This window comes from Enterococcus sp. DIV0176 (genome assembly GCF_050528535.1).
In the GTDB taxonomy this organism is placed as follows: domain Bacteria; phylum Bacillota; class Bacilli; order Lactobacillales; family Enterococcaceae; genus Enterococcus_B; species Enterococcus_B thailandicus.
Map to the genome: position 1 here is coordinate 2,361,217 of NZ_CP172879.1, position 20,896 is coordinate 2,382,112.

The following is a 20,896-nucleotide window of genomic DNA, read 5'->3' on the forward strand; positions in this document are numbered from 1 at the left end:
CTATCCCTCACCAATAAAGGCATCCTTCACGCGATGCCAAAAATGCATATGTCGATAAGAAGCAAAATGGATGCGTTCTTTCGCAATTCGGTAATAAATTGAATGAATGTGTCCCTTTGCCACGTCCAATTGATCAACTGTCACCAAATAATCTTCTGTATTTTCTAACTTGATTTCAACCCACTCATCTTGCCCAATTACAATGGGGGAACCTAACGTCCGAAAAACACGGTTATTCAAAGAGGCAATTTCTGTTAATTGAAAGGCATTGATACTAGGATGGATAACCGCTCCACCAATACTTTTATTGTACGCAGTAGAGCCAGTCGGTGTCGAAATCGCCAATCCATCACCACGAAAACTTTCAAACAATTCATCTTTGATATACACATCAGCAACCATCGTCCGGTTCGCACGTTTGATTGTTGATTCATTCAATGCAAAAAAATGTTTATCTGGTTGATCATTTGTGTAACTAATTCGCACATCGAGTAACGGATAACTAACACTTTGTTCGCGCGTCGTCAATAAACTATCGACTAACTCTTCTAGTTCGTAATCGCGCCAGTCTGTATAAAAACCAAGATGCCCAGTATGCACACCTAAAAAGCGAACTTCATTCAACCGATGATTAAACCGATGAAAAGCCGAAAGTAACGTTCCATCCCCTCCAACCGAAATCACCAATTCTGGATTTTTTTCATTGATTTTGATACCAGCTTGCGTTAAAAGAGCAACCAACCGTTCGGTAACTTCTAATGTTTTTGCTTCATTATTATGAACAATGGCTACTTTCATTCGTTGCCTCCTTGCTTCTCATCTTCTTTATCCAGCAATGTTCGATAATAAACATCATCTGATTTTCCTCGACCATGAGAAAATAGGCGCTGTGCCTCTTGAATTTCTTCACGAATATTAGACATTTCTTCGTCTAATTGATAGGCAGCTTCTGCGGCACGTTGCAATCGTTCACTCATTTCTTCTGGAAAGACGCCTTGGTATTTATAATTTAGCGAATGTTCAATTGTTGCCCAAAAATTCATCGCTAATGTTCGAATTTGGATTTCAGCTAATATTTTCTTTTCGCCGCTAATCAACTGAACAGGATATTCGATTACTAAATGATAGGAACGATACCCACTCGCTTTTTTATTCGTAATGTAGTCTCTTTCTTGAATTACCTTCATGTCTTTACGGTTACGAATCACTTCCACAACTTGGTGGATATCTTCGACAAACTGGCACATAATGCGTAACCCAGCAATATCGGACATTTCTTCTTCTAACCGTCCCATCGGAATATGTCGTAACTGAGATTTTGTTACAATGCTATCGACTGGTTTCACACGACCAGTTACAAATTCAATTGGCACATGTTGATTTTGTTCACGGAATTGTTTACGAATCCCACGTAACTTAACTTTCAATTCTGATACAGTTTGTTCATATGGTGCTAAAAATGTTTCCCAATCTCGTTCCATAACTCATACCTCTACTTTGCACTGACATTCATTGCCTATTTTACCATACAACCAAGAGTTTCCGTAATCGTTCACCCTTTCATTGACCAGAAAAGAAAATTTAGGCAAAATAAAGAAAAAGGGGCGAATAACATGGCAGAAAATTTAGAGATTGAATTCAAAACAATGCTTTCTCAATCAGAATATCAACAATTGATTACCCATTATCAATTGACAGCAACCGATTTTAAAACGCAAACAAATAGTTACTTCGACACACCTGATTTTCAATTAAAAGCAAAAAATTGTGGACTACGCATCCGAAGATATGAGAACTTGGCAGAATACACATTAAAAACGCCAACAACATCTGGACTTTTAGAAACAACTGATACACTAACCAAAGCTTGTGCTGACGACATCCTCCAATCAAATGTGCTACCAATCACAGGTCACGTCTTTGAAAAGTTAATTGAGCTTGGCATTCACTCCTCTCAACTCATCAAAACTGGAGAGTTAACGACTAAACGTGCAGAGTTTCACATAAAGGAAGGCCTCTTAGCTATCGATCAAAGTTGGGCACAGAATTTACATGACTATGAATTAGAGCTCGAAGTACAGGACACGACTACTACAAGCGCTGATTTTTTGCAGTTTCTAAGTTCTTTCAACCTTCCTTATCGTCCGGCGAAAAATAAAATTCATCGAATGATTGAGGCAAAAAATTAGATTTCTTTCATTTTCACAAGGCGCATGAGTTCATTTTTTGCGCCTTTTCTGTTAAGTTATAGTCTGTGGATGAAAGTATTCACTAATTATATAGAATCTATTTTTGGGGGAGATTCATATGATCGAAATTTATCTTTTCGTGAACCCTTTGGGGAAATACTGTTTTAATATGGAACGGCAGCTGTTACAGTTCATCGAAGAAGAATATGGGACGACAAATCTAAAAAACAAAAAAGTTCAATTTCGTTTTTTACCTTTAGTTAACTTGCAGACAATCGGGGATGTCATGCAAACACGAGGCGTTGATCGTCAAGATTTAGAAGAACGTAACAATTTATTTTCAACAATCTACTCTGCATCACTTGATTGTAAAGCTGCACAGTTTCAAGGAAAGAAAAAAGGACGTCAATTTTTGATTAAATTGCAAGAAGCTGTAGGCTGTAAAGATATTCCTTATTCACAAGCTTTATCTGAGGAACTTTTTGCGTCTATTGGTGGAGATTTAGCAATGTTCAAAGAAGACCGTCAATCTGAATTTGTAAAAGAAGCTTTTTTCTCTGATCAGAAAATCGCTCGAGAGATGGGGATTACCAAACATCCTTCCGCGGTTGTTTATAACTACGCATATGATTGTGATTTCGGCGTTTTAGTCGAAGGGACAAATACTGTTCACCGTATTCAAGAACTTTGTAAAGTAACTGATGAATCCTATCAAATTTTTACTGGTCAACAATTACATACAACTGGTTCAAAATTTACAACTGGCGCAAGCCACTTATCTTTACTTTCAAATTAACTTTGATTCAAAACAAATAAGATCTATTTAACATCCAAGACAGATTGAATATTCTGTTTTGGATGTTTTTTATTTCACTAAAAATAAAGAGCCTCGACAAAAGTCGAGACTCTTTATTCAGCTTCATAAATTCTTTTTTTGTATCTGCACACGAAAAATTCGTTTTCTCATTTGAAACATTCTTTACCCTCTTGATTTTTATAACTCATCAATCAATGCTTCTAATTCATCCAAACGTTTTTCAAACATCGCCATTGCATCTTCAATATAAGCTGCTTGCGTCATATCAACACCTGCTTTTTTCATTACTTCCACTGGATAATCGCTGTTTCCTGCTTTCAAATAAGCTAGGTAGTTACCTAACGCATCTGGTTCTTTCGCCCAGATTTTCTTCGCTAATGCAGACGCTGCAGAAAATCCTGTCGCATATTGGAAAACATAGTAATTATAATAGAAATGTGGAATCCGTGACCATTCATATTTGATTTCTGGATCTTCTTCTACTGCTGGTCCGTAATATTTTGCATTTAATTTTCCATAACTTTCACTTAAATATTCACTTGTTAATGGCACACCTTTTGCGTCTTCAACATACATAAAATGTTCAAATTCAGCAAATTGTGTTTGACGGAAAATTGTTCCTTTGAAACCATCCAAATAATGATTTAACACGTATGCACGCACACGAGGATCTGTTTCTGTTTCCAACAAATACTCAGTCAAAATATTTTCATTTGTTGTCGAAGCAATCTCTGCCAAGAAAATTGAATAATCTCCATAAACATAAGGTTGGTTTGAACGAGTAAAGAAACTATGCACGCTATGACCCATTTCATGAACTAAGGTAAATAATTGATCTAATGTATCATGCCAATTCAACAAAATGTATGGTTTCGTATCATAGCTTCCTGAAGAATACGCTCCGCTGCGTTTCCCTTTGTTTTCAACCACATCGATCCAACGATCAGCAAATGCTTCTTCAACAACTGCCATGTACTCTTCACCCATTGGCTGTAAAGCTTCTAAGGCTTTTGCTCTTGCATCCTCATAAGAAAACTTGATCGGCGCTTCCCCTAATACCGGAGTATACAAATCATACATGTGTAGTTCTTCAACATTTAATAAACGTTTACGCAATTCCATATAACGATGTAATAATGGCAAATGCTTATTCACTACTTCAACCAATGTATCATATACACTTTCAGGCACATGGTTGTTGCTTAAAGAAGCTTCACGAGCAGAATGATAATGACGTGCTTTCGCTTTAAAATTGTACCCTTTGATGTGTGCACTCAAAGTCGAAGCAAAAGTATTTCTAAATTGTTCATATACTTCATATAGTCCTTTAAATGCCGCTTCACGTACAGAACGGTCTGTACTTTCTAACAACTGACCATAGACTCCATGAGAAAGTTGGATTTTTTCGCCATTTTCTCCTGTGATAGTTGGAAAAACTAAATCAGCATTGTTCAATACGGAAAATGTACTACTTGATGCACCAAAAATTTCTCCAGCACCAGCTAAAAGTGCTTCTTGATCAGCCGATAAGACGTGCGCACGATTATCTACCATTTGCTGAACAAAATGGCGATAGATTTCTAATTTTGGCTCTTCTTCAAAGTAACTCCAAATCGTTTCATCTGATAATTGGAGAACTTCTGGTTCCAACCAAGAAACTGATTCACCCACTTTTGCCATTAAGCTACCCGCACGTGAATGCAAAGCTTGATATGTCGTGTTTGCAGTATCTTGATCATTCTTCAAATGAGCGTAAACGTACAACACTTCAATTTTACGATAAACATCTAAAACAAACTCAAGCGCATTCAAAAATGCGGTTGCGCCGTTAGCTAGCGTTCCCTTATACTTTTCTGCCTGTGTCAGTTCCTCAGATAGTTCTTGATATTTTTCGTCAAATTCTTGATCATTTGCAAAAATTTTCGTCAAATCCCAAGTTAAATTTTCAGATAGTTCTTCGCGATTCGGTAATTGGGTTGTTTCACTCATGAAATCGACTCCTTTTTCTTAATCTTTCTTCATCTTATCACAAATTTTCTCAGACAAAAGCTTCTTGCTTAAATTCGTCTAAATATTCTAACAAAAGTTTTTTAACTTTTTAGTTATCCACTTTCTTTTTCCATAGGTCACAACACTCTTCAAAAAATCGCCAATACATTTGTTCTTTCGAAATCAACGGAAACAACCACTCTGGGGCCACGTCTTCAAGCTTTTCACGCCAGCAAAGATAATGAAGCAGTCGTTTTTCCTGTAACGTTTCCTCAAATAGCACTCGATACACAAGCACGTTTGTCCCAAAGAAAAAGAAAAATGCACTTTGCTGATAGATCCATGAGGAAAGATAGAGAAGATGCTTTCCTCTCATATAACAAAACTCTTGAACTTGCAAAAGAGCATCCTGTTTCCGGCGCAATTGCCAATCAAGTTCCTGATAAATTTCTTTTTTAGCTCGACTAGCAACGATTTGTGTGTCACTAACCAACTGATTGGTCAGAATCTTAGTTAAAGAACAAGTATAAAATGACCACTCCATTACCCGATAACTGATTTCCTGAGCGACAGACAACGTCAACTCATGATAAAGATACAACTTTCCTGTGTGTCTATCCACCGCCCAAAAATGAACATGACGTTGCTCGTCATAGCGGCAAGCACCTTTCACTAATTGTGATAATTTGGGGCCTGCTAACAACTTTTTGTTAATCAAACTACTGCTAAGAATCCACCAAACGGTGAACTGCTTACGCTGATAATTCGTTGTCCGTTCAATAAATCGTGAATAAGCTAATGGTGAACATTGGATCTCAAATGCAAAATTTTCGCTAAGTAAATCTGGTCTTTGGGCTAATTCAGACAAATAAGGTTCTATTTCTACCTGTTCAGCGAATTTTTTTAACCATTGATAGAAGACTTCTTTCAGGAATACATGCTCCTCTGATTCTGCTTCGCTAAAAACTTGACATACACTACTTTTCTTATGTGCAAAATGTGCACGAACTTGCTTTCCTTGTTTTAAAATCACCGGCAACCGACAGCCTGGACAAAAATAAATTTCTTGTTTCACAGCTTGACTAGCAATGAATCTTTTTCCATATTGATTGATTGCACACAACATTGTACTCTCCCTTTTTTGTTTCTCAAAAAAAGTTACGCGGTTTTCAATGATTTTTTTTTTGCAAAAAAAAGCCATTGTTGATATGCAATCAACAATGGCTTTTCCAATGACAATATTTAGTTGAAATAAAATCTGGTGCGTTCAATCGCATTTCGTTCCATTAAACATTTTCCATGCTCGCTCAACGCGTCTGCAGTTCGATCACTCTTCTTAGAAAATTCAAGAATTCTCGCAATTTGATTTTCTACATCTGCTTGGTTAAGATTTTCGAGCCAAAAATGTACCGATAAATAATACTTTTCGTCAAACAAATATAAATCTGTCCAAGCAGACTCTAATCGCACATCTTGAGCCAACTGAATCATTTGTTCAAAATCATCAAACACAAAAATCGCACGACTCTCATCTGCTTTTACAGGCTCATCTTCCGCATCTTTGGGTTCATCATAATCATCCATCATTTGTTGGCGCAAGAACTCACTAACATCATCTGAGTCAATCGGACCATCGTGTGCTTGAATCATTTCTTCATCAGGCAAATTCTTACTAATAAATAATTCTAGCCCATCACCCTTTGGCAAAACTTGGAAAGTCACAGCTTCGCTTCCACGAAATTCTTCTTCGATATCGACTTCTTCTAAAATACTATAGAAGAAATTCTCTATCTCCTTGTGATTACCCAACAAGTCTAAAAAAGAAACACCTCGTTCTTCTAAATCTTCATGACCAATCAATACGCGGATGGTATTTTCATTGATATGTTCCATTTCCATTTCGCAACACCTCACTTTGCCGCAACGGTTAATATAGCTTCATTGTAGCGAAAACCAGTTAAATGTAAAGAAAAACCTAACTTTACCAATAGAAAGTTAAAAAATTTTTCTTTATTGAAACAGCTACTGAAACAATCACCCTACGCTATTTTTTATAATTGTGTAATGATTTCTTATCTAATCACAAATAAATAACCATAATCCTTGAACTAAAAATATCAGCCAAATTTTTTATTATAACAAAAAACTTGGAAGACCATCTACAGACAGTCTTCCAAGTTTGATAATCTTTTATAATCCAGCCATTAACTGGGCCTGACGTAACTCTAATTGGCGAACATCGCGTGGTAAGAAACGGCGAATTTCATCTTCATTGAAGCCAACTTGCAAACGTTTGTCGTCAATCATAATTGGACGACGAAGCAATCCAGGGTTTTTTTGAACTAAGTCTAGTAGCTCTGGCAATGGTAGCTCATCTAAATCCATATTCAACTTTTGAAATACCTTTGATCGCGTTGAAATAATTTCTTCTGTACCATCTTCTGTCATTTGCAAAATAGCTTTTAATTCAGCGCTATTCAACGGTTCAGAGAAAATATTACGCTCAACAAATGGGATTTGATGCTCTTGCAGCCACGCACGAGCCTTTCTACAGGATGTACAACTTGGGGAAGTATATAGTGTTAACAACGTGCACCACTCCTTTTCGTGAAAATCATCACATTTTTGTAACAGAAGACTCATTTCATCTTCTATCTGTTTCTATTATACCTAATCGCAAATTAAATAGCTACCTTTTTTTTTATATTTTTTTTCAAAAATGAATGTTATCTAAGGTTTTTTTACAGTTAAAGCAAGGCTTTTCATTTTGACACACATTTGAAAATGAGAAAACTCCAATCATTTTGCAATTTTTTTGCAAAATTAAACAGCCTGAAAAACTGTACTATTTTAAAATCACTAAAGCAAAAAGAAATCGGATACATTAGATTAAATATGTTTTTTATTCCTACGAAATCAATTAAGCCTATTCAGCAGTCGATAAAAAAAGTTTAACATAACGCCTATTTCATCTGTACTAAATAACAACACTGTTAACATAAAAAACAAGTAATTAAAATTATTCTAAATTAAAAACAAAGATAGTGTTATTTAAAGTTTCCTGCAAAATTTTGCTACTGTATCAAAATTTGATTTCTAAACAATTTCTTTAGATTTAAAAGAAAAATTATCTCTCAAAAAAATCTCAAAAAAGCTTAATTGATTGTTCTGGTCATCTTTTTCTTTTTTTATATCATTTTTGGTGAAAAAAACTGAAATTTAAAAACGTTGCTACAACAACAACTAGAAAATACAGTAATAAAAACCTTTATTATCAACGTTTATCGAGATTTTTTTCTGATACAATGATGAAGGATTTGTGAAAAAACAAATGAAAATCGAAAGGCGTGTAAGATTTGATTAAAGCTGTTGTATTTGATGTTGACGATACAATGTATGACCAACAACAACCATTTAAAAATGCGGTGAATAGAGTGGTTCCGCTGGTTTCAGATGAAGATATGCATCCATTATATATTCGTTTCCGTCATCATAGTGATGAAAACTTCCCAAAAGTGATGGCTGGGGAATGGACATTAGAATATATGCGGGCACATCGGATTAGCCAGTCGCTAAAAGATTTAGACTATCCACATATTACTGAAGAAGATGGTTTGTTTTTCCAAAAAGTATATGAAGACGAACTAAACAATATTTGTCTACATGATGAGGTTCGCAAAACACTCGACTTTCTAAAAGAAAAACACGTACCTATGGGTATTATCACGAACGGTCCAACAGATCACCAATCAAAAAAATTAAGCCAGCTACAATTAGCAAATTGGATTCCAACTAAAAATATGATTGTTTCTCAAGCAACTGGCTTTCAAAAACCTGAAAAAGAAATTTTCCAATTAGCAGCCGCAACATTTTCAATGGAACCAGCAGAAACACTCTACGTTGGTGACAACTATGACAATGACGTTCTTGGCGCGCATCGTGCAGATTGGCATTCTCTTTGGTTTAATCATCGTGGAAGAACGATTGATACAACACCTGTTTCAGACATCGAAATTAGTTCATTCGATCAATTACTTGAAACAATGGAATCTGTCTTTGCTTAATCAAGTTAAAAATACTCAGGACAAGTAGTTTGTCCTGAGTATTTTTGTTAGCAAAAAATTAGGCAAATTTTTTCTCAAAAAACGGATTAAATCCGCACTTTTTTTGAGTCCTACTCTTCCAATTCACCCACACTTAAAATCATGCGAATATCGTCTTCCGTTAGCTTCGTCAATTGTTCTTCGTTTCCTTGAATTACTTTTTGGAACAATTCTCGTTTTTCTTTTTGTAAAGAGTTCATTCGTTCTTCAATCGTTCCTTCAGCAATCATTCGCCAAACTTCCACCACGTTTTTCTGACCAATGCGGTGTGCCCGTCCGGCTGCTTGTTCTTCGATTGCGGGATTCCACCACAAATCGTACAAGATAACGGTGTCTGCTCCTGTCAGATTTAGTCCGGTCCCACCAGCTTTCAATGAAATCAAAAAGACATCTCGCTCGCCGTCATTGAAAGCATCAACCATTGTTAAACGATCTTGTGGTTTTGTACTTCCACGTAAATAGAAAGTTGTCATTCCTAGCTCTGCCAGCTCTTCTTCCAAGATGCTCAACATCCCAGTAAATTGAGAGAAGAGTAATACACGTCGGTTGTTTTCTTTGGCAGCTACTAACATATCTTTCACTTGTTCTAATTTTCCTGACCCACCTTGATAATCATCAATAAACAAGCGTGGATCACAACAAATTTGGCGTAAGCGTGTTAAGCCAGCTAAAATTCCAATCCGATTTTTCTTAAATGCTTCTGCATCCATTGAAGCTACTTCTTCACGCATTTGGCGCAAATAAGCAAGATAAACCGTTTTTTGTTCTTCTGTTAAAGCAGAATATAAATTCATTTCCGTTTTTTCTGGCAAATCTTGAAGCACCGTTTGCTTATCTCTTCTCAAGACAAACGGACGAATCATTTGTGCAATCTCTTCTGTCGAAAGTTCTCTGAATTTCGTTCGATTTGGAAAGAAACCAGGCATGATTGTCGCAAATAATGACCATAGTTCTTCTAAATTATTTTCAATTGGTGTTCCGCTCAGTGCAAATCGTTGTGGAACTTGTAGTTCTCTCAAGGCTTGCGCCGTTTTCGTACTACTATTTTTTACCATTTGTGCCTCATCTAAAACCAAATATTGAATCGACATTTCTTGATAATCAGCAACGTCTTGTCGCAAACTTGCATAAGAAGTTACGCGAATATCAACGTCATTTTTAAGAAGTGTTTCCCGCTCTTTTTTATTTCCATTTATCACTTGAACACTTAAAGAAGGCGCAAATTTTCTGATTTCTGCTTGCCAATTATAAATCAGACTTGCAGGAGCAACAATCAGTGCAGATAACCCATTCTTTTCTTCTTTTTCTGAAAGTAAAAAAGCGATTGTTTGTAGCGTTTTACCTAGCCCCATCTCATCAGCTAAAATTCCACCAAATTGATAATGACCGAGCATTTTTAACCACTGGAACCCTTGTCTTTGATAATCGCGCAATTTCGCATTCAGTCCCTCAGGTAACGCCACTTCATAGTTTTCTGGTTGGATCAGATCTTGTACCATTTTTTTGAAAGAATCGCTAAAGGTTGTTCGACTTCCTGATAATTGGCTTTGAACAATCAGGCCTTGATTTTTAGGTACATGGATCGTTCCTGCTTCCGAACGAATTGATTCTCTTAACTGACGCAAAACCTCACTTGTTTGTTGAAACTCTTCTGAGTCAAAAGATAAAACTTGTCCATTTTCCAACGTGTAGAACGCATCATTGCGCAACAAACTTTGTAGCACATGATCGATCTCTTTTTCCTGGATTCCTGTGACATCAAACCGGATATCTAACCATGAACCTGTTTCAGTCACTTCGATTTGCGGTTGGTGCTTTTGAGCATCTAAATACAATTCACGTAATTTTTTTCCAATTCGTACTTCACCGAACTGGCGAAAAACAGCTAATTCTGTTCTGAAAAATGCGTATAATTCTTCCCCCGCAGGCAACACCCGCTCATAACCTGTTTCATTTTCTTGATAGTGATACATCTTGAATAAGTCAATCACTCGTTGTTCTTGTGCTTGATCTCGTAAAATTTCACGAGAAGAGTCTGATTGTACTTCATGCTTCTCATCAGTTGAATAAATGACATCTTCATAAATAAAATCAATTCGCGCTTGAATTTTCCCTTTGGATTTCCGGAAGAAAAACACGAATTCAACAGGGATATCTGCAACTTCCGATTCCACCTCTTCTGTCACTTCCACTTCTGCAATTTGGGTTAACAGAGGCAACAGTTCTTTAAAAAGTGAAGAAAGTTGTTGTTTTTCAAATCTGACTTGAGGTGTTTCAAAACGCTTCATTAGTTGTTGCCAGGTAAGATAGATGGTTTGCTGTTGTTTCGTTAAGGAATAGAACGTTCCTTGCATCATTCCCCATTGATAGTGAGTAAAAAATAAATCAAATGTATTTTCAGCACGTAATAGATACGCATCTTCTTCTTTAACTACTTTAAAATGCAGTGGCTTTTCTTGATCTGAAATTTCAATTCCCTGATACGTTTGTTGATCAATTATCACTTGTAAACGGGTTGTTTGATTCATCTGCTCCAACAAATATTTTGCTTGCTCTACGGGTAACATCAAATATCGCTTATCTAATTTTCCTTTGACTTGCAGACCGCTGACACCCAGTAGTTGTTGTGTTTGTGCCGTTCCAGCGAATAAGCTCAAAATCGTTTGATCTTCTCCTTGAAACGCGCGTTTATTCAATTCAAATTGATATTGTTTATTTACGGTGTAAGCTTCATTTTCGGTATAAGCTTGCAAAAAATCATAAATATTTTTGACAATATAGGTTTTCTTAGGTGCTTTTAAGTAGCCGATTCTCAAAGAAACTGCTAGTAATGATAGTTCTGGATGGTATTGATTTGTTTCAATCGCTTCAACTTGATACTCAACAATTAACGGCTGGATTGCACGCGTTGTTTGTTTCGTTTGTAAACGCGCAAACCCTTTGCTTAAAATCTCACCTTCACTAACTGTTCGAACTGGTTCAAGCATTGGCTGGTCTTTTCTCATCACTCGGGAAACATTTTTCGAACGTAGATATAATTCAACAGCCACCGTATGCTTACAATAATGATGCTCTTCCCAATAAGGACATTGGCAATAATCAACTTCCTTTGCTGTGCCATCTAAATCGACCATGTACAATTCGCTACCTAATACTTCAGCATGCCATACGATATTTTCTTGATCAGGAACAACCGATAACACTCGACCTTCTTGCAAGTATTTGCGTCCGCGTTCAATCACTTTTTCCGGAATACTCCATTTCATCGTTATCAATCTCCCTTTATCCAAGATGATAGCGAACGGTACTTTGTCCACTACCTTTTGCATCAATTCTTATTTGTTGTAACACTCGTTCTTTTAGTTCTCTGACGTGACTGATGATTCCTATCATCCTTCCTTCGCTTTCAATCGTTTCCAAAGCTTCCATTGCCATTTCTAGTGCTTCCTCATCTAATGAGCCAAAACCTTCATCGATAAATAACGCCTCAACAGTAATTCCACCTGACTGTGCCTGGATGACTTCTGCTAATGCCAATGCTAACGAGAGAGCAGCAATGAAACTTTCTCCTCCAGACAAGGTGTGCGCACTTCGCGTCATCCCAGCTTCGTCATCATACACGTTGATTTCCAATCCAGTTTTGCCACGATAGCTCCCAACTGAATCGACTAACTCAAACTGATACCGATTTTTCGTTAGACGTTGTAAATGAGTATTGGCAACTTGGAGTACTTCTTGTAAGTACACTTGAAGTACATATCTTTCTAAACTGATTTTTTTCACGTTTTCCCCATTGATTGTTTGCGAAAGCTGTTGTAGCTGTGCCAACTCATCCAGTTGCTTTTGACTTGTTTGATAAAGTGCTGCAAATTCCGTCACAATCGCTTGATTATTTTCTTGTTGCTCTTGGATTTTATAAAGTGCCGTTTGCTGTTCTTCAATTACTTGCTTTCCTTGCGCAATCTGTTCAGCTAAATGGGTATCCTCTGGCACTTCAACTGACAAATCCACCGACTCTAGTTGTGCTAGTTTCGCCTTCGTAATCAATTGGTCTTCTTGATATGTTGCGACAATCGTTTTGTACTCCTCATATTCAACTTGTTGCTGAGCAAAAGACACTCCTTCATCTGCTGAATTAAAATACTCTTGTTCGGCTAACAAATCCTGAATTTTTGCTTCTGTTTTCATTTGTTTGACAGCCAATTTTGCTAATTGTTCTGTTACTTGACTAAGTTGCGCTTTCGTTAACTCAATGGATTGATTGAGTTTATCTCCGACTGCTTTTTCTTGAGCTAATTGTTTACTTTGCTCTTCTATCTGTTGAGCCAGCTGCTGGACAACTTCTTCCAGTGTATCAATTTCAACTGTTGCTAATTGTTTCTTCAATGTTTCCATTTGACCAATACTGTGCTGGTGTTTCGCCAATAAATCTGTCTGAATTTTTTGTTGTTCTTCAACTGCTTGGCGATTTTTTTCAAGTTTTGCTTGCAGGGCTACTTGCTCAATCTTGGTTTTTGCCAACGTTTGCTCTTCTTGAATTATTTTTTGTTCAATTTTACTGAACAAATCTGATATTTGTTCACTGGTAACCGTTATGTTTGATGCATCCTCGGCCAAAGGAAAATCTTGTAATGATTCACTCAATGCTTGTTCACAAGTTGTTACTTTTATCAATGAATCAGCTAACTCTTTTTCTTCTTTTGCCAATTGTTGTTCAAGTTTAGCTACGTACGCTTCATTTTGACCATGACGTTGGTTTAACGATTCTGCATAGGCTTCCGCATCTGCTAGCTCTTTTTCTAGCTGTTGTACAGCTTGTTGTTCAGGTACTTCATGACTGGTATTTTCTAGAGGATGTTCTACTGAACCGCAGACAGGACAAGGTTCCCCTGGCAAAAGTAATAATTGCAATCGAGCAATCTGCTGTTTCGCCCACTGACTTTTAAGTTGGGCAATCTTCACTTGATGTTTTTTTCGTTTCTCTTGAATTTCTGTGGCTTCACTACTTAACTGAGCGAGTTGTTTCTGGCTCTTTGTTTTTTGTTGGTCAAGTTTTTGTGTCACTTGTTGTGCACTTTCCCACTCTCTTTTTTGTTGCTGCAAGTTTGCGAATGCAAGCTGTTGCTTTGCTAGTTCTTCTTGTGTTGCTAGTAGTTGCGTTATTTCTTGTTGGCGTATATTCAATACCCCTTGTTGCTGTTGAAAGTCCTTTAACTGTTGTGTAGCGACGGCTAGTTCTTCATCGATCAATCGAAGTGATTTGCCTTGTTCGGTGTATTCTTTGACACGAGGAAGTAATGTTTTCTTTTCTTGATAGTCATCATTTAACCGTTCAATTGCTTTTTGCAAGTTTTGCCGTTCTTCGACTTTTTCTTTCCACTGCGTGAGTTCTTCTTGTAACTCGTCCAACAGCTCTTTCTGCTTTAATTCATCTTCAAGAAGCAATTTCCGTTCATTTTCGTATTCTTTGTTATGTGATACAGGATCAAGCAAACGTTGTCCAAACTCATAATAACGAATCCATTGTTTTTTTTCTGTTATTTCGTCTTGCATTTCAAGCAAATTCCCCATTTTTTCGAGTAACGTTTGCTTTTCTGCTCTTTGTTTTTGTACCGATTGGATTTGGTAATACTCTTTTTCTAGCTTTCCTTGAACAACTTGCTCTTTTTTCAACTGTTGTTGAACGAGTTGGATTTTCTCTGCTAACACTTGCTGTTCTTTTGTCCAATACTGCATCACTTCTTCAAAGCTCAGTTCAGAAAAATCTCGTTCTTCTAGAGAAACAAAACGTTTTTGTAAAAGCAATAATTCTTGTTCTAAGTAATCAAGCGTTTTTTGTTGTTTCTTGGCTTTTTCTTTTAAAATTTCATTGAACTGTTGGAAAATCTGCGTACCAAATAAATTACGGAGTACTACTTCCTTTTCGCTACTAGATGAAATCAAAAAATTACGAAATTCCCCTTGCGGCAATAGTACGATTTGTGAAAATTGCTTAGCATCTAAGTGCAAGAGTTCTTTAATCAGCTCGTCGACTTCCCCGCGTTTCGTTAACTGACGCACTTCTTTTCCTGATTCGTTAAAAATTGTTAAGGAAACTTTCGCTGATTGCTTACGATTTCCGTCGCCTTTTAACTTAGCCAGCACTTGCTCAGGTTTGCGCGTGACTTCATAAGTTAGCTTCTGATGTTCAAACGAAAAAGTGACACTGGTTTCTTCTGCCGGTGTCGCAAATAATGAACGCATCTCTTTTCCCGAGCGCAGTCGCCCTGAAGTTTCTCCAAACAAAGCATAGGTCATCCCATCAAAGATTGTCGTCTTGCCTGCACCTGTTTTACCGCTAATCAAAAATAGTGGTGCTTCAGTCAAAAGCGAAAAATCAATGGTTTCATCAATAAAGGGACCAAAGTTTTTTAATCGTAATTTTTGTGGTTTCATCACTGATCATTCCATTTCCATTAGTTCTTGTAGAGTTTCTGTGAGCCACTTTTCTTGATGATCTGTCAGTGGTTCATCCGTTATTTCTTTAAAGAAAGTTGTCGCCATTGATTTCGGATCTTTCATTTCTACCGACTGTTTTGTCGTTATTGTATCCAGACGGCCGTTCACTCGTTCCACGCCTAAGATTCTTGGATATATTTTCCGCAACTGATTCATCATATTGGGGATGATTGTTCGGTCTGTTAAGTAGATTTGTGTGTAATTTTCCCGATTAACTGTTTGGTAAAAAGCTGGGCTCAATAGTTCTTTAAAATTTGCTTGTAGTTCTTGAATATCATGAAGAGGTGTTAATTCACGGAAAGTCAATTGTAAACGATCATTCAAATCAACTATCCAGACACCTTTTTTCTGATTGATTTCTGATAAAGAAAACTTCAACGGTGAGCCACTGTAGCGTGCATTTTCTTGGTGCAAAGCCGCTTGATTATGCAAATGACCCAATGCAACATAGTCAAAATCTTTCAGCAAGTCGCCAGACACTGCATCTAAACCACCGACTTCAATCTTTGTTTCTGAATCAGATTTTGAGCTTCCCGTTACAAAAAAGTGACTGACTAATACTTGTTTTTTATTTGGTTCAAATAGCGTCTGCATTTTTTCAACGACTAAAGTCATTGCTTGTTGAATCGTACGAATTTCATCGTCTTCAAAATATAAACGAGCAGCAATTGGTTCAAAGTAAGGTAACAAAAAGAACTGTGTGTCACCAAACGTAATCGGTTGAAACGCTTCAGCAAACTGAGTGCGCAAGAAAAAATCAGATTGACTAAACCAAGGTGTCCCTGTCGACAATCGAATGCTACTATCGTGATTGCCAGAAATTGCGAAAATCGGAAATTTTTCTTCTAAATTCCAATCAATCATCAACTGATTAAACAACTCGACTGCTTCCGTCGCTGGCACGCTTCGATCATACAAATCACCTGCGATGATGATTGCATCAACTTGTTCCTCTTTTGCTACATTCAAAATATCTGAAATAACTTGCTTTTGTTCTTCAAGCAAATCATAGCCTTGTAATTTTTTTCCAATATGCCAATCGGCTGTGTGCAAGAAACGCATATACTCACCTCAAAAAAATGTCCTTCTAATGATTATAACACTTCCCAGAAGGTCGTAACAGAAATGTTTCACATCTCCTATATCCATAAAAAAACAGAGACGAAACAAAAAACTACGAAAAAATCAAAATTGATTTTCTCGTAGCTTCTCATTTATTTTATTTCATATTTAAAATCAGGATTTACTTCTTTGTCTAATTGATCAAACGCACCTTGTGTTCGACGTTCGACTTCTTCCAAACCTTCCTTATCCATTTTCTTAATGTCAGATAAGTCAATTGGTTCTCCAAACCGAACCGTTACACGTTTGCGCTTAAACAGATCCCCCAATGTCAATGGTCCTTGGTAAACAGCCGGAACGATTTTCACTTTTGCCATTTTAGCAATCAACGCCATCCCACCTTTCAACTCTGTCGCATGGCGCGTACCACTTGGAAACATGATTAGACCCAAGTCTGTTGATTTCAATATTTTTACAGGTGTTTTGATTGCGCTTGGTCCTGGTTTATCGCGTTTGACCGGAAAAGCATTCGCATGTGTCAAAATAAATCGTAAAATCGAATTTTTGAACAACTCTTCTTTTGCCATAAAGCTAAATTTCTTTGGTGCCGCCCCAACAGCTAGGTACAATGGATCCCACCAAGTGCGATGTGGCGCAACTAATATGTAATTCTCGTCTTTAGGCAACAATTCTTTATTTTCATAATGGGCATTGCCGTTGACTATCGCTAAGACAACTCGAACAACCCCGCGCATAAATCGATAAAACATAGACTCTTCCTTTCTCTTTGCTGAACATAGATAGTATGCCTAAAAAAATCTTCCTTGGCAAGCAAACTTGGTTCTTTTTAACAAACATAGTATAATACAAACGATTATTTTATTCACTTTGGAGGGAAACCCATGCTTCACGAAGACGAACGAATTGACCAATTATACGCAGAAGATATTAAAATTATCCAAAGTGCGCAAGTTTTTTCCTTTTCACTTGATGCTGTTTTACTCGCAAATTTTGCGCGTGTGCCGAAAAGAGGACAAATCGTCGACCTATGTGCTGGAAACGGTGCAGTCGGTTTATTTTTAAGTAGAAAAACGAATGCACAGATTGATTTGATTGAACTACAGCCTCGCTTAGCCGATATGGCGAAAAGAAGCGTTGTGCTTAACCATTTAGAAGACCAAGTCACTGTTCATACCACCGATTTAAAAAATAGTTTAGCAGTTGTTCGTCATAATTCTTGTGATCTTGTTGTCTGTAATCCACCCTACTTCAAAGGATTGCCCACAAACAAAAAAAATCCAAATGAACACTTAGCCATTGCGAGACATGAGATTTATACAACACTCAATGACGTTATCCAAATCTCTAGTAAACTTTTAAAGACAAACGGGCGCTTTGCAATGGTTCATCGACCTGAACGCTTTTTAGAAATTTTAGATGTCATGCGTGAACACCAAATCATTCCAAAACGCATTCGCTTTGTCTACCCAAAAGCTGGAAAAGATGCCAATATTTTATTGATTGAAGGTATCAAAGAAGGAAAATTAGACGGGTTTAAGGTTTCTTCACCACTTATCACTTATGATGAAGATGGTCAGTATACGCCAGAATTACGTGGTATGCTTTATGGAGACTAAGCATTATTTTTATGTTCTCGCTTGTAAGGACGACACTTTTTATGGTGGATATACAACCAACCTTGAGCGAAGACTTGCCGAGCATAACAACGGTACAGGCGCCAAGTACACTCGCTTACGTAAGCGTCGCCCTTTACAAATGATTCATGCAGAATGTTTTGAAACTAGAAGTGAAGCAACCAAAGCAGAGTCTGCCTTTAAAAAATTAACTCGAAAACAAAAAGAACTTTATTTAGACACGCATCTCTCCGTTGATCTTCCCTAAGGTGTAATGGGAAAAACTTCTTCTTATTCCTATTTAGAACAAAAAAAGACTTGAGATGAACCTTCATCTCAAGTCTTTTTCTTATTGTGCTGTATCTAAATCTTCTGGTGTATTTGCCATTGAGGATGAAGTTACGCCATTAGTTAAATCTTCACTGTCCTGATTCGTTGCCTCGTCAGTTACTTCTGAATCTTTCGTTGACTCACTGCTTGAACTTTTGCCACCTAATAACGCTTGGCTAACAAAGTGCGCATAATGGATCATTCCTTCAGGGTTTGGATGAACTTGATCGTCGTAGAACCATTCATCGTGATCTTTGCTGTAGTCATACCAATCAATCAGGGTCATATTATCATATTTTTTCGCCATTTTAGCTAGCATATCATTTACATCATTTTGCCAGCGTTTGGTTGGTACTCGAACATTTACCCAGTAGACTTTGCGATCACCTATCGTGTCCATCACACTATCAAATTGCGTTTCTGAAAATGCACCATTAGTTCCTAAACCAACCAACACGGTATCTTTCAAGAGCTCTTGTTTTTTCAGTTCTTCAAGATAAGGTTCGCTCGTATAAAGCTGGCGTCCGACGTCACCGTCCACAACTACTTTAGGATAAATTTCTTTTAAGTCCGTGGCTGCATCAAGCATAACCGAATCGCCAAAAGCTGTCAGTTCCAGTTTTTGTGCTTTCTTTCCTTGTGCCTTAGTCAAATCATATTTATCCAAAACACTCTGATCAAGTGTTCCAGAAGCTTTGCCATTTTCTTCTTTACTTTTTTCTGCTAATTTTTTATTCGCAGCAATTTTTTCTTGTAACTGTTGTTGATCCGCTGTCACAGCATTCTTTGGCGCAATCGTAAAGCCAACTAATGCAATGATGACAACTAGTAAACCTGGAACTAGCCACGGCTTTTCAAGACTAAGAATTGGTTTTTGGAACCAGCCCTTAACAACTGAAAATGTTTTGCTATAATCAAAACGTGCCAATGGTCGTTCAATATAGCGATAAGACAATTCACTAATCAACAGAATCAAAGTTACTTCAATTAACGTGTGCATCAAGACGTGGTCGCCAATATTAGAAACTTTTGCCTCATAAAAAATCATCACAGGAAATTGGTAAAGATAGATGCCATAACTTCGCTTACCAACCCAAGTAAAGATTGGGTTCGTTAACCACCTATTCCAGCTTGCGCCAGGATGAGCTGTCACCGCAACTAACACCACACACAACAAGCTAACTAACAACATCCCACCGTAATAAACAAAGTCCATATGGTCATTGAAGAAAAAGAATGCTGAAACCAATAAGACAAACGAAATCAATCCAGCGATATTCAATGTCTTCTTCGCTTGTTTAGGTATCTCTTTTTTCAATCGTGTGCTTGGCCAAACAAAAGCCAACGCACAGCCGAGCCAAATCGAAAATAGTCGTGTATCTGTTCCATAATAAACACGAGTTGGATCTGCGCCAGGTGAATACAGAATCATCATCAGGATAGCTGAAATTCCCGACATTCCCAATACGGTGTAAAAAATCCATTTTTTCTTTCGAACTAAAGTCATCAGTACGACAAAGATAATTGGCCAAAACAGATAATTTTGTCCTTCAACTGCCAAAGACCAAATGTGAGTAAACGGTGATTCGTTGGCAAACCGATCAAAATAAGATAGCCCATTATTGATTTGCCACCAGTTATTCACATAAAACAAACTACTGATAACCGTGCCTCGCAAGTTATTTAACAAACCTCGCTGAAACAAAGTAATATACGCTGAAGCAGTAACTAATAAAAAGACTAAGCCCGGATAAAGTCGCTTCATCCTTCGAACATAAAACTGCCAAATATTTATTTTTCCATTTTGTTCCCATTCTTGTCGCAATAAATCGGTAATCAAATAACCAGATACCACAAAAAATATCGGTACGCCCAAATAACCACCTGTCATTACTCTTGGTAACAAATGATAGAGAATAACGCCCATTACGGCTAAAGAACGAATACCATCAAAGCCTGTGATATAGCGACTTTTTTTCAATCTTTTTTGTTTTTCCATTCAATCTTCCAACTTTTCATAAACTTTTTTCATTTGTAATATACGTTCATTATAAGAAAATAGCAAGACTTATTTAAACTTCTTGCCATCTTTTCTATCATCCCATAAAATTTGGCAAAAGAACAATGATTTCATCGACTTTAAGAAATTTTCAAAAGAAATAACGTAGCAACTTTTTTCACTTCCAGTCAAAAGTTAACGAGATAAGTTATTTTTTTGAAGTCATCAATAAGCAGATACAAAAAGAGGATAAAACGAACAGTCGTTTTATCCTC

Annotated in this window: 16 protein-coding genes; 5 read left to right on the forward strand and 11 right to left on the reverse strand. The window is 37.1% G+C overall.

What is annotated here, in order from left to right:
* Both IGJ66_RS10920 and IGJ66_RS10925 read right to left on the reverse strand, forming a co-directional pair.
* Window positions 1-798 carry an NAD kinase gene (locus IGJ66_RS10920; RefSeq protein WP_067483007.1) on the reverse strand — a complete coding sequence of 266 codons (798 nt, stop codon included), beginning with the start codon at window positions 796-798 and terminating at the stop codon, window positions 1-3.
* Window positions 795-1,481: a GTP pyrophosphokinase gene (locus tag IGJ66_RS10925; RefSeq protein ID WP_067483009.1), complete on the reverse strand. Its 687-nt coding sequence runs from the start codon at window positions 1,479-1,481 to the stop codon at window positions 795-797. Before IGJ66_RS10925 ends, IGJ66_RS10920 begins: the two co-directional genes overlap by 4 nt.
* A 132-nt stretch (window positions 1,482-1,613) precedes the next feature.
* On the opposite strand from IGJ66_RS10925, the gene IGJ66_RS10930 reads away from it, so the two are divergent.
* Together IGJ66_RS10930 and IGJ66_RS10935 are read left to right on the forward strand one after the other, a co-directional pair.
* Window positions 1,614-2,189: a CYTH domain-containing protein gene (locus tag IGJ66_RS10930; protein WP_067483012.1), complete on the forward strand. Its 576-nt coding sequence runs from the start codon at window positions 1,614-1,616 to the stop codon at window positions 2,187-2,189.
* A 118-nt stretch (window positions 2,190-2,307) separates the two neighbouring features.
* The gene (locus IGJ66_RS10935; RefSeq protein WP_067483014.1) at window positions 2,308-2,985 is read left to right on the forward strand and encodes a ClpXP adapter SpxH family protein; all 678 of its coding nucleotides are present in this window, start codon (window positions 2,308-2,310) and stop codon (window positions 2,983-2,985) included.
* A 198-nt stretch (window positions 2,986-3,183) separates the two neighbouring features.
* On the opposite strand, the gene pepF is transcribed toward IGJ66_RS10935, so the two are convergent.
* The 4 genes from pepF to spxA all read right to left on the reverse strand — a co-directional run bounded on the left by pepF (window position 3,184) and on the right by spxA (window position 7,584).
* On the reverse strand, window positions 3,184-4,995 hold the full coding sequence (pepF, locus tag IGJ66_RS10940; RefSeq protein WP_071868924.1) for an oligoendopeptidase F: 1,812 nt from the start codon (window positions 4,993-4,995) through the stop codon (window positions 3,184-3,186).
* Window positions 4,996-5,104: 109 nt separating this feature from the next.
* A complete protein-coding gene (locus IGJ66_RS10945; RefSeq protein WP_218657962.1) occupies window positions 5,105-6,121 on the reverse strand; it encodes a competence protein CoiA in 1,017 nt (338 codons plus the stop codon).
* A 116-nt stretch (window positions 6,122-6,237) separates the two neighbouring features.
* Window positions 6,238-6,894: an adaptor protein MecA gene (locus IGJ66_RS10950; RefSeq protein WP_071868922.1), complete on the reverse strand. Its 657-nt coding sequence runs from the start codon at window positions 6,892-6,894 to the stop codon at window positions 6,238-6,240.
* Between the two features lie 291 nt (window positions 6,895-7,185).
* A complete protein-coding gene (gene spxA, locus IGJ66_RS10955) occupies window positions 7,186-7,584 on the reverse strand; it encodes a transcriptional regulator SpxA (protein WP_067483021.1) in 399 nt (132 codons plus the stop codon).
* 767 nt (window positions 7,585-8,351) lie between these two features.
* Here spxA and IGJ66_RS10960 point away from each other — a divergent pair.
* A complete protein-coding gene (locus tag IGJ66_RS10960; RefSeq protein ID WP_430616608.1) occupies window positions 8,352-9,059 on the forward strand; it encodes an HAD family hydrolase in 708 nt (235 codons plus the stop codon).
* A gap of 110 nt (window positions 9,060-9,169) precedes the next feature.
* Here IGJ66_RS10960 and IGJ66_RS10965 read toward each other — a convergent pair whose 3' ends face one another.
* The 4 genes from IGJ66_RS10965 to IGJ66_RS10980 all read right to left on the reverse strand — a co-directional run bounded on the left by IGJ66_RS10965 (window position 9,170) and on the right by IGJ66_RS10980 (window position 17,428).
* Window positions 9,170-12,364, reverse strand: a complete 3,195-nt coding sequence (locus IGJ66_RS10965) for an SNF2 helicase associated domain-containing protein (protein ID WP_430616609.1) — start codon at window positions 12,362-12,364, stop codon at window positions 9,170-9,172.
* A 16-nt stretch (window positions 12,365-12,380) separates the two neighbouring features.
* Window positions 12,381-15,533: an AAA family ATPase gene (locus IGJ66_RS10970; protein ID WP_430616610.1), complete on the reverse strand. Its 3,153-nt coding sequence runs from the start codon at window positions 15,531-15,533 to the stop codon at window positions 12,381-12,383.
* Window positions 15,534-15,539: 6 nt separating this feature from the next.
* Window positions 15,540-16,658 (reverse strand): exonuclease SbcCD subunit D, encoded by a 1,119-nt coding sequence (locus IGJ66_RS10975; RefSeq protein ID WP_067483029.1) that lies wholly within the window; start codon window positions 16,656-16,658, stop codon window positions 15,540-15,542.
* Between the two features lie 152 nt (window positions 16,659-16,810).
* The gene (locus IGJ66_RS10980; protein ID WP_067483031.1) at window positions 16,811-17,428 is read right to left on the reverse strand and encodes a lysophospholipid acyltransferase family protein; all 618 of its coding nucleotides are present in this window, start codon (window positions 17,426-17,428) and stop codon (window positions 16,811-16,813) included.
* A gap of 132 nt (window positions 17,429-17,560) precedes the next feature.
* Between IGJ66_RS10980 and IGJ66_RS10985 the strand changes: the two genes are divergently transcribed.
* Together IGJ66_RS10985 and IGJ66_RS10990 are read left to right on the forward strand one after the other, a co-directional pair.
* Complete coding sequence (locus tag IGJ66_RS10985) at window positions 17,561-18,295, forward strand: tRNA1(Val) (adenine(37)-N6)-methyltransferase (RefSeq protein ID WP_071868919.1); 735 nt, start codon at window positions 17,561-17,563, stop codon at window positions 18,293-18,295.
* Complete coding sequence (locus IGJ66_RS10990) at window positions 18,285-18,560, forward strand: GIY-YIG nuclease family protein (protein WP_075491245.1); 276 nt, start codon at window positions 18,285-18,287, stop codon at window positions 18,558-18,560. The genes IGJ66_RS10985 and IGJ66_RS10990 overlap by 11 nt, the downstream gene beginning before the upstream one ends.
* An 81-nt stretch (window positions 18,561-18,641) precedes the next feature.
* On the opposite strand, the gene IGJ66_RS10995 is transcribed toward IGJ66_RS10990, so the two are convergent.
* The gene (locus tag IGJ66_RS10995; protein WP_430616611.1) at window positions 18,642-20,621 is read right to left on the reverse strand and encodes an acyltransferase family protein; all 1,980 of its coding nucleotides are present in this window, start codon (window positions 20,619-20,621) and stop codon (window positions 18,642-18,644) included.
* Window positions 20,622-20,896 lie beyond the last annotated feature (275 nt).

Bases quoted from the DNA above. Each gene is read 5' to 3' on its own strand.
- IGJ66_RS10925 (WP_067483009.1), bottom strand. From the start codon at position 1,481: ATGGAACGAGATTGGGAAACATTTTTAGCACCATATGAACAAACTGTA.
- IGJ66_RS10970 (WP_430616610.1), bottom strand. From the start codon at position 15,533: ATGAAACCACAAAAATTACGATTAAAAAACTTTGGTCCCTTTATTGAT.
- IGJ66_RS10985 (WP_071868919.1), top strand. From the start codon at position 17,561: ATGCTTCACGAAGACGAACGAATTGACCAATTATACGCAGAAGATATT.
- IGJ66_RS10990 (WP_075491245.1), top strand. From the start codon at position 18,285: ATGGAGACTAAGCATTATTTTTATGTTCTCGCTTGTAAGGACGACACT.
- pepF (WP_071868924.1), bottom strand. From the start codon at position 4,995: ATGAGTGAAACAACCCAATTACCGAATCGCGAAGAACTATCTGAAAAT.
- IGJ66_RS10950 (WP_071868922.1), bottom strand. From the start codon at position 6,894: ATGGAAATGGAACATATCAATGAAAATACCATCCGCGTATTGATTGGT.
- IGJ66_RS10965 (WP_430616609.1), bottom strand. From the start codon at position 12,364: ATGAAATGGAGTATTCCGGAAAAAGTGATTGAACGCGGACGCAAATAC.
- IGJ66_RS10945 (WP_218657962.1), bottom strand. From the start codon at position 6,121: ATGTTGTGTGCAATCAATCAATATGGAAAAAGATTCATTGCTAGTCAA.
- IGJ66_RS10975 (WP_067483029.1), bottom strand. From the start codon at position 16,658: ATGCGTTTCTTGCACACAGCCGATTGGCATATTGGAAAAAAATTACAA.
- IGJ66_RS10920 (WP_067483007.1), bottom strand. From the start codon at position 798: ATGAAAGTAGCCATTGTTCATAATAATGAAGCAAAAACATTAGAAGTT.
- IGJ66_RS10980 (WP_067483031.1), bottom strand. From the start codon at position 17,428: ATGTTTTATCGATTTATGCGCGGGGTTGTTCGAGTTGTCTTAGCGATA.
- IGJ66_RS10935 (WP_067483014.1), top strand. From the start codon at position 2,308: ATGATCGAAATTTATCTTTTCGTGAACCCTTTGGGGAAATACTGTTTT.
- IGJ66_RS10995 (WP_430616611.1), bottom strand. From the start codon at position 20,621: ATGGAAAAACAAAAAAGATTGAAAAAAAGTCGCTATATCACAGGCTTT.
- IGJ66_RS10930 (WP_067483012.1), top strand. From the start codon at position 1,614: ATGGCAGAAAATTTAGAGATTGAATTCAAAACAATGCTTTCTCAATCA.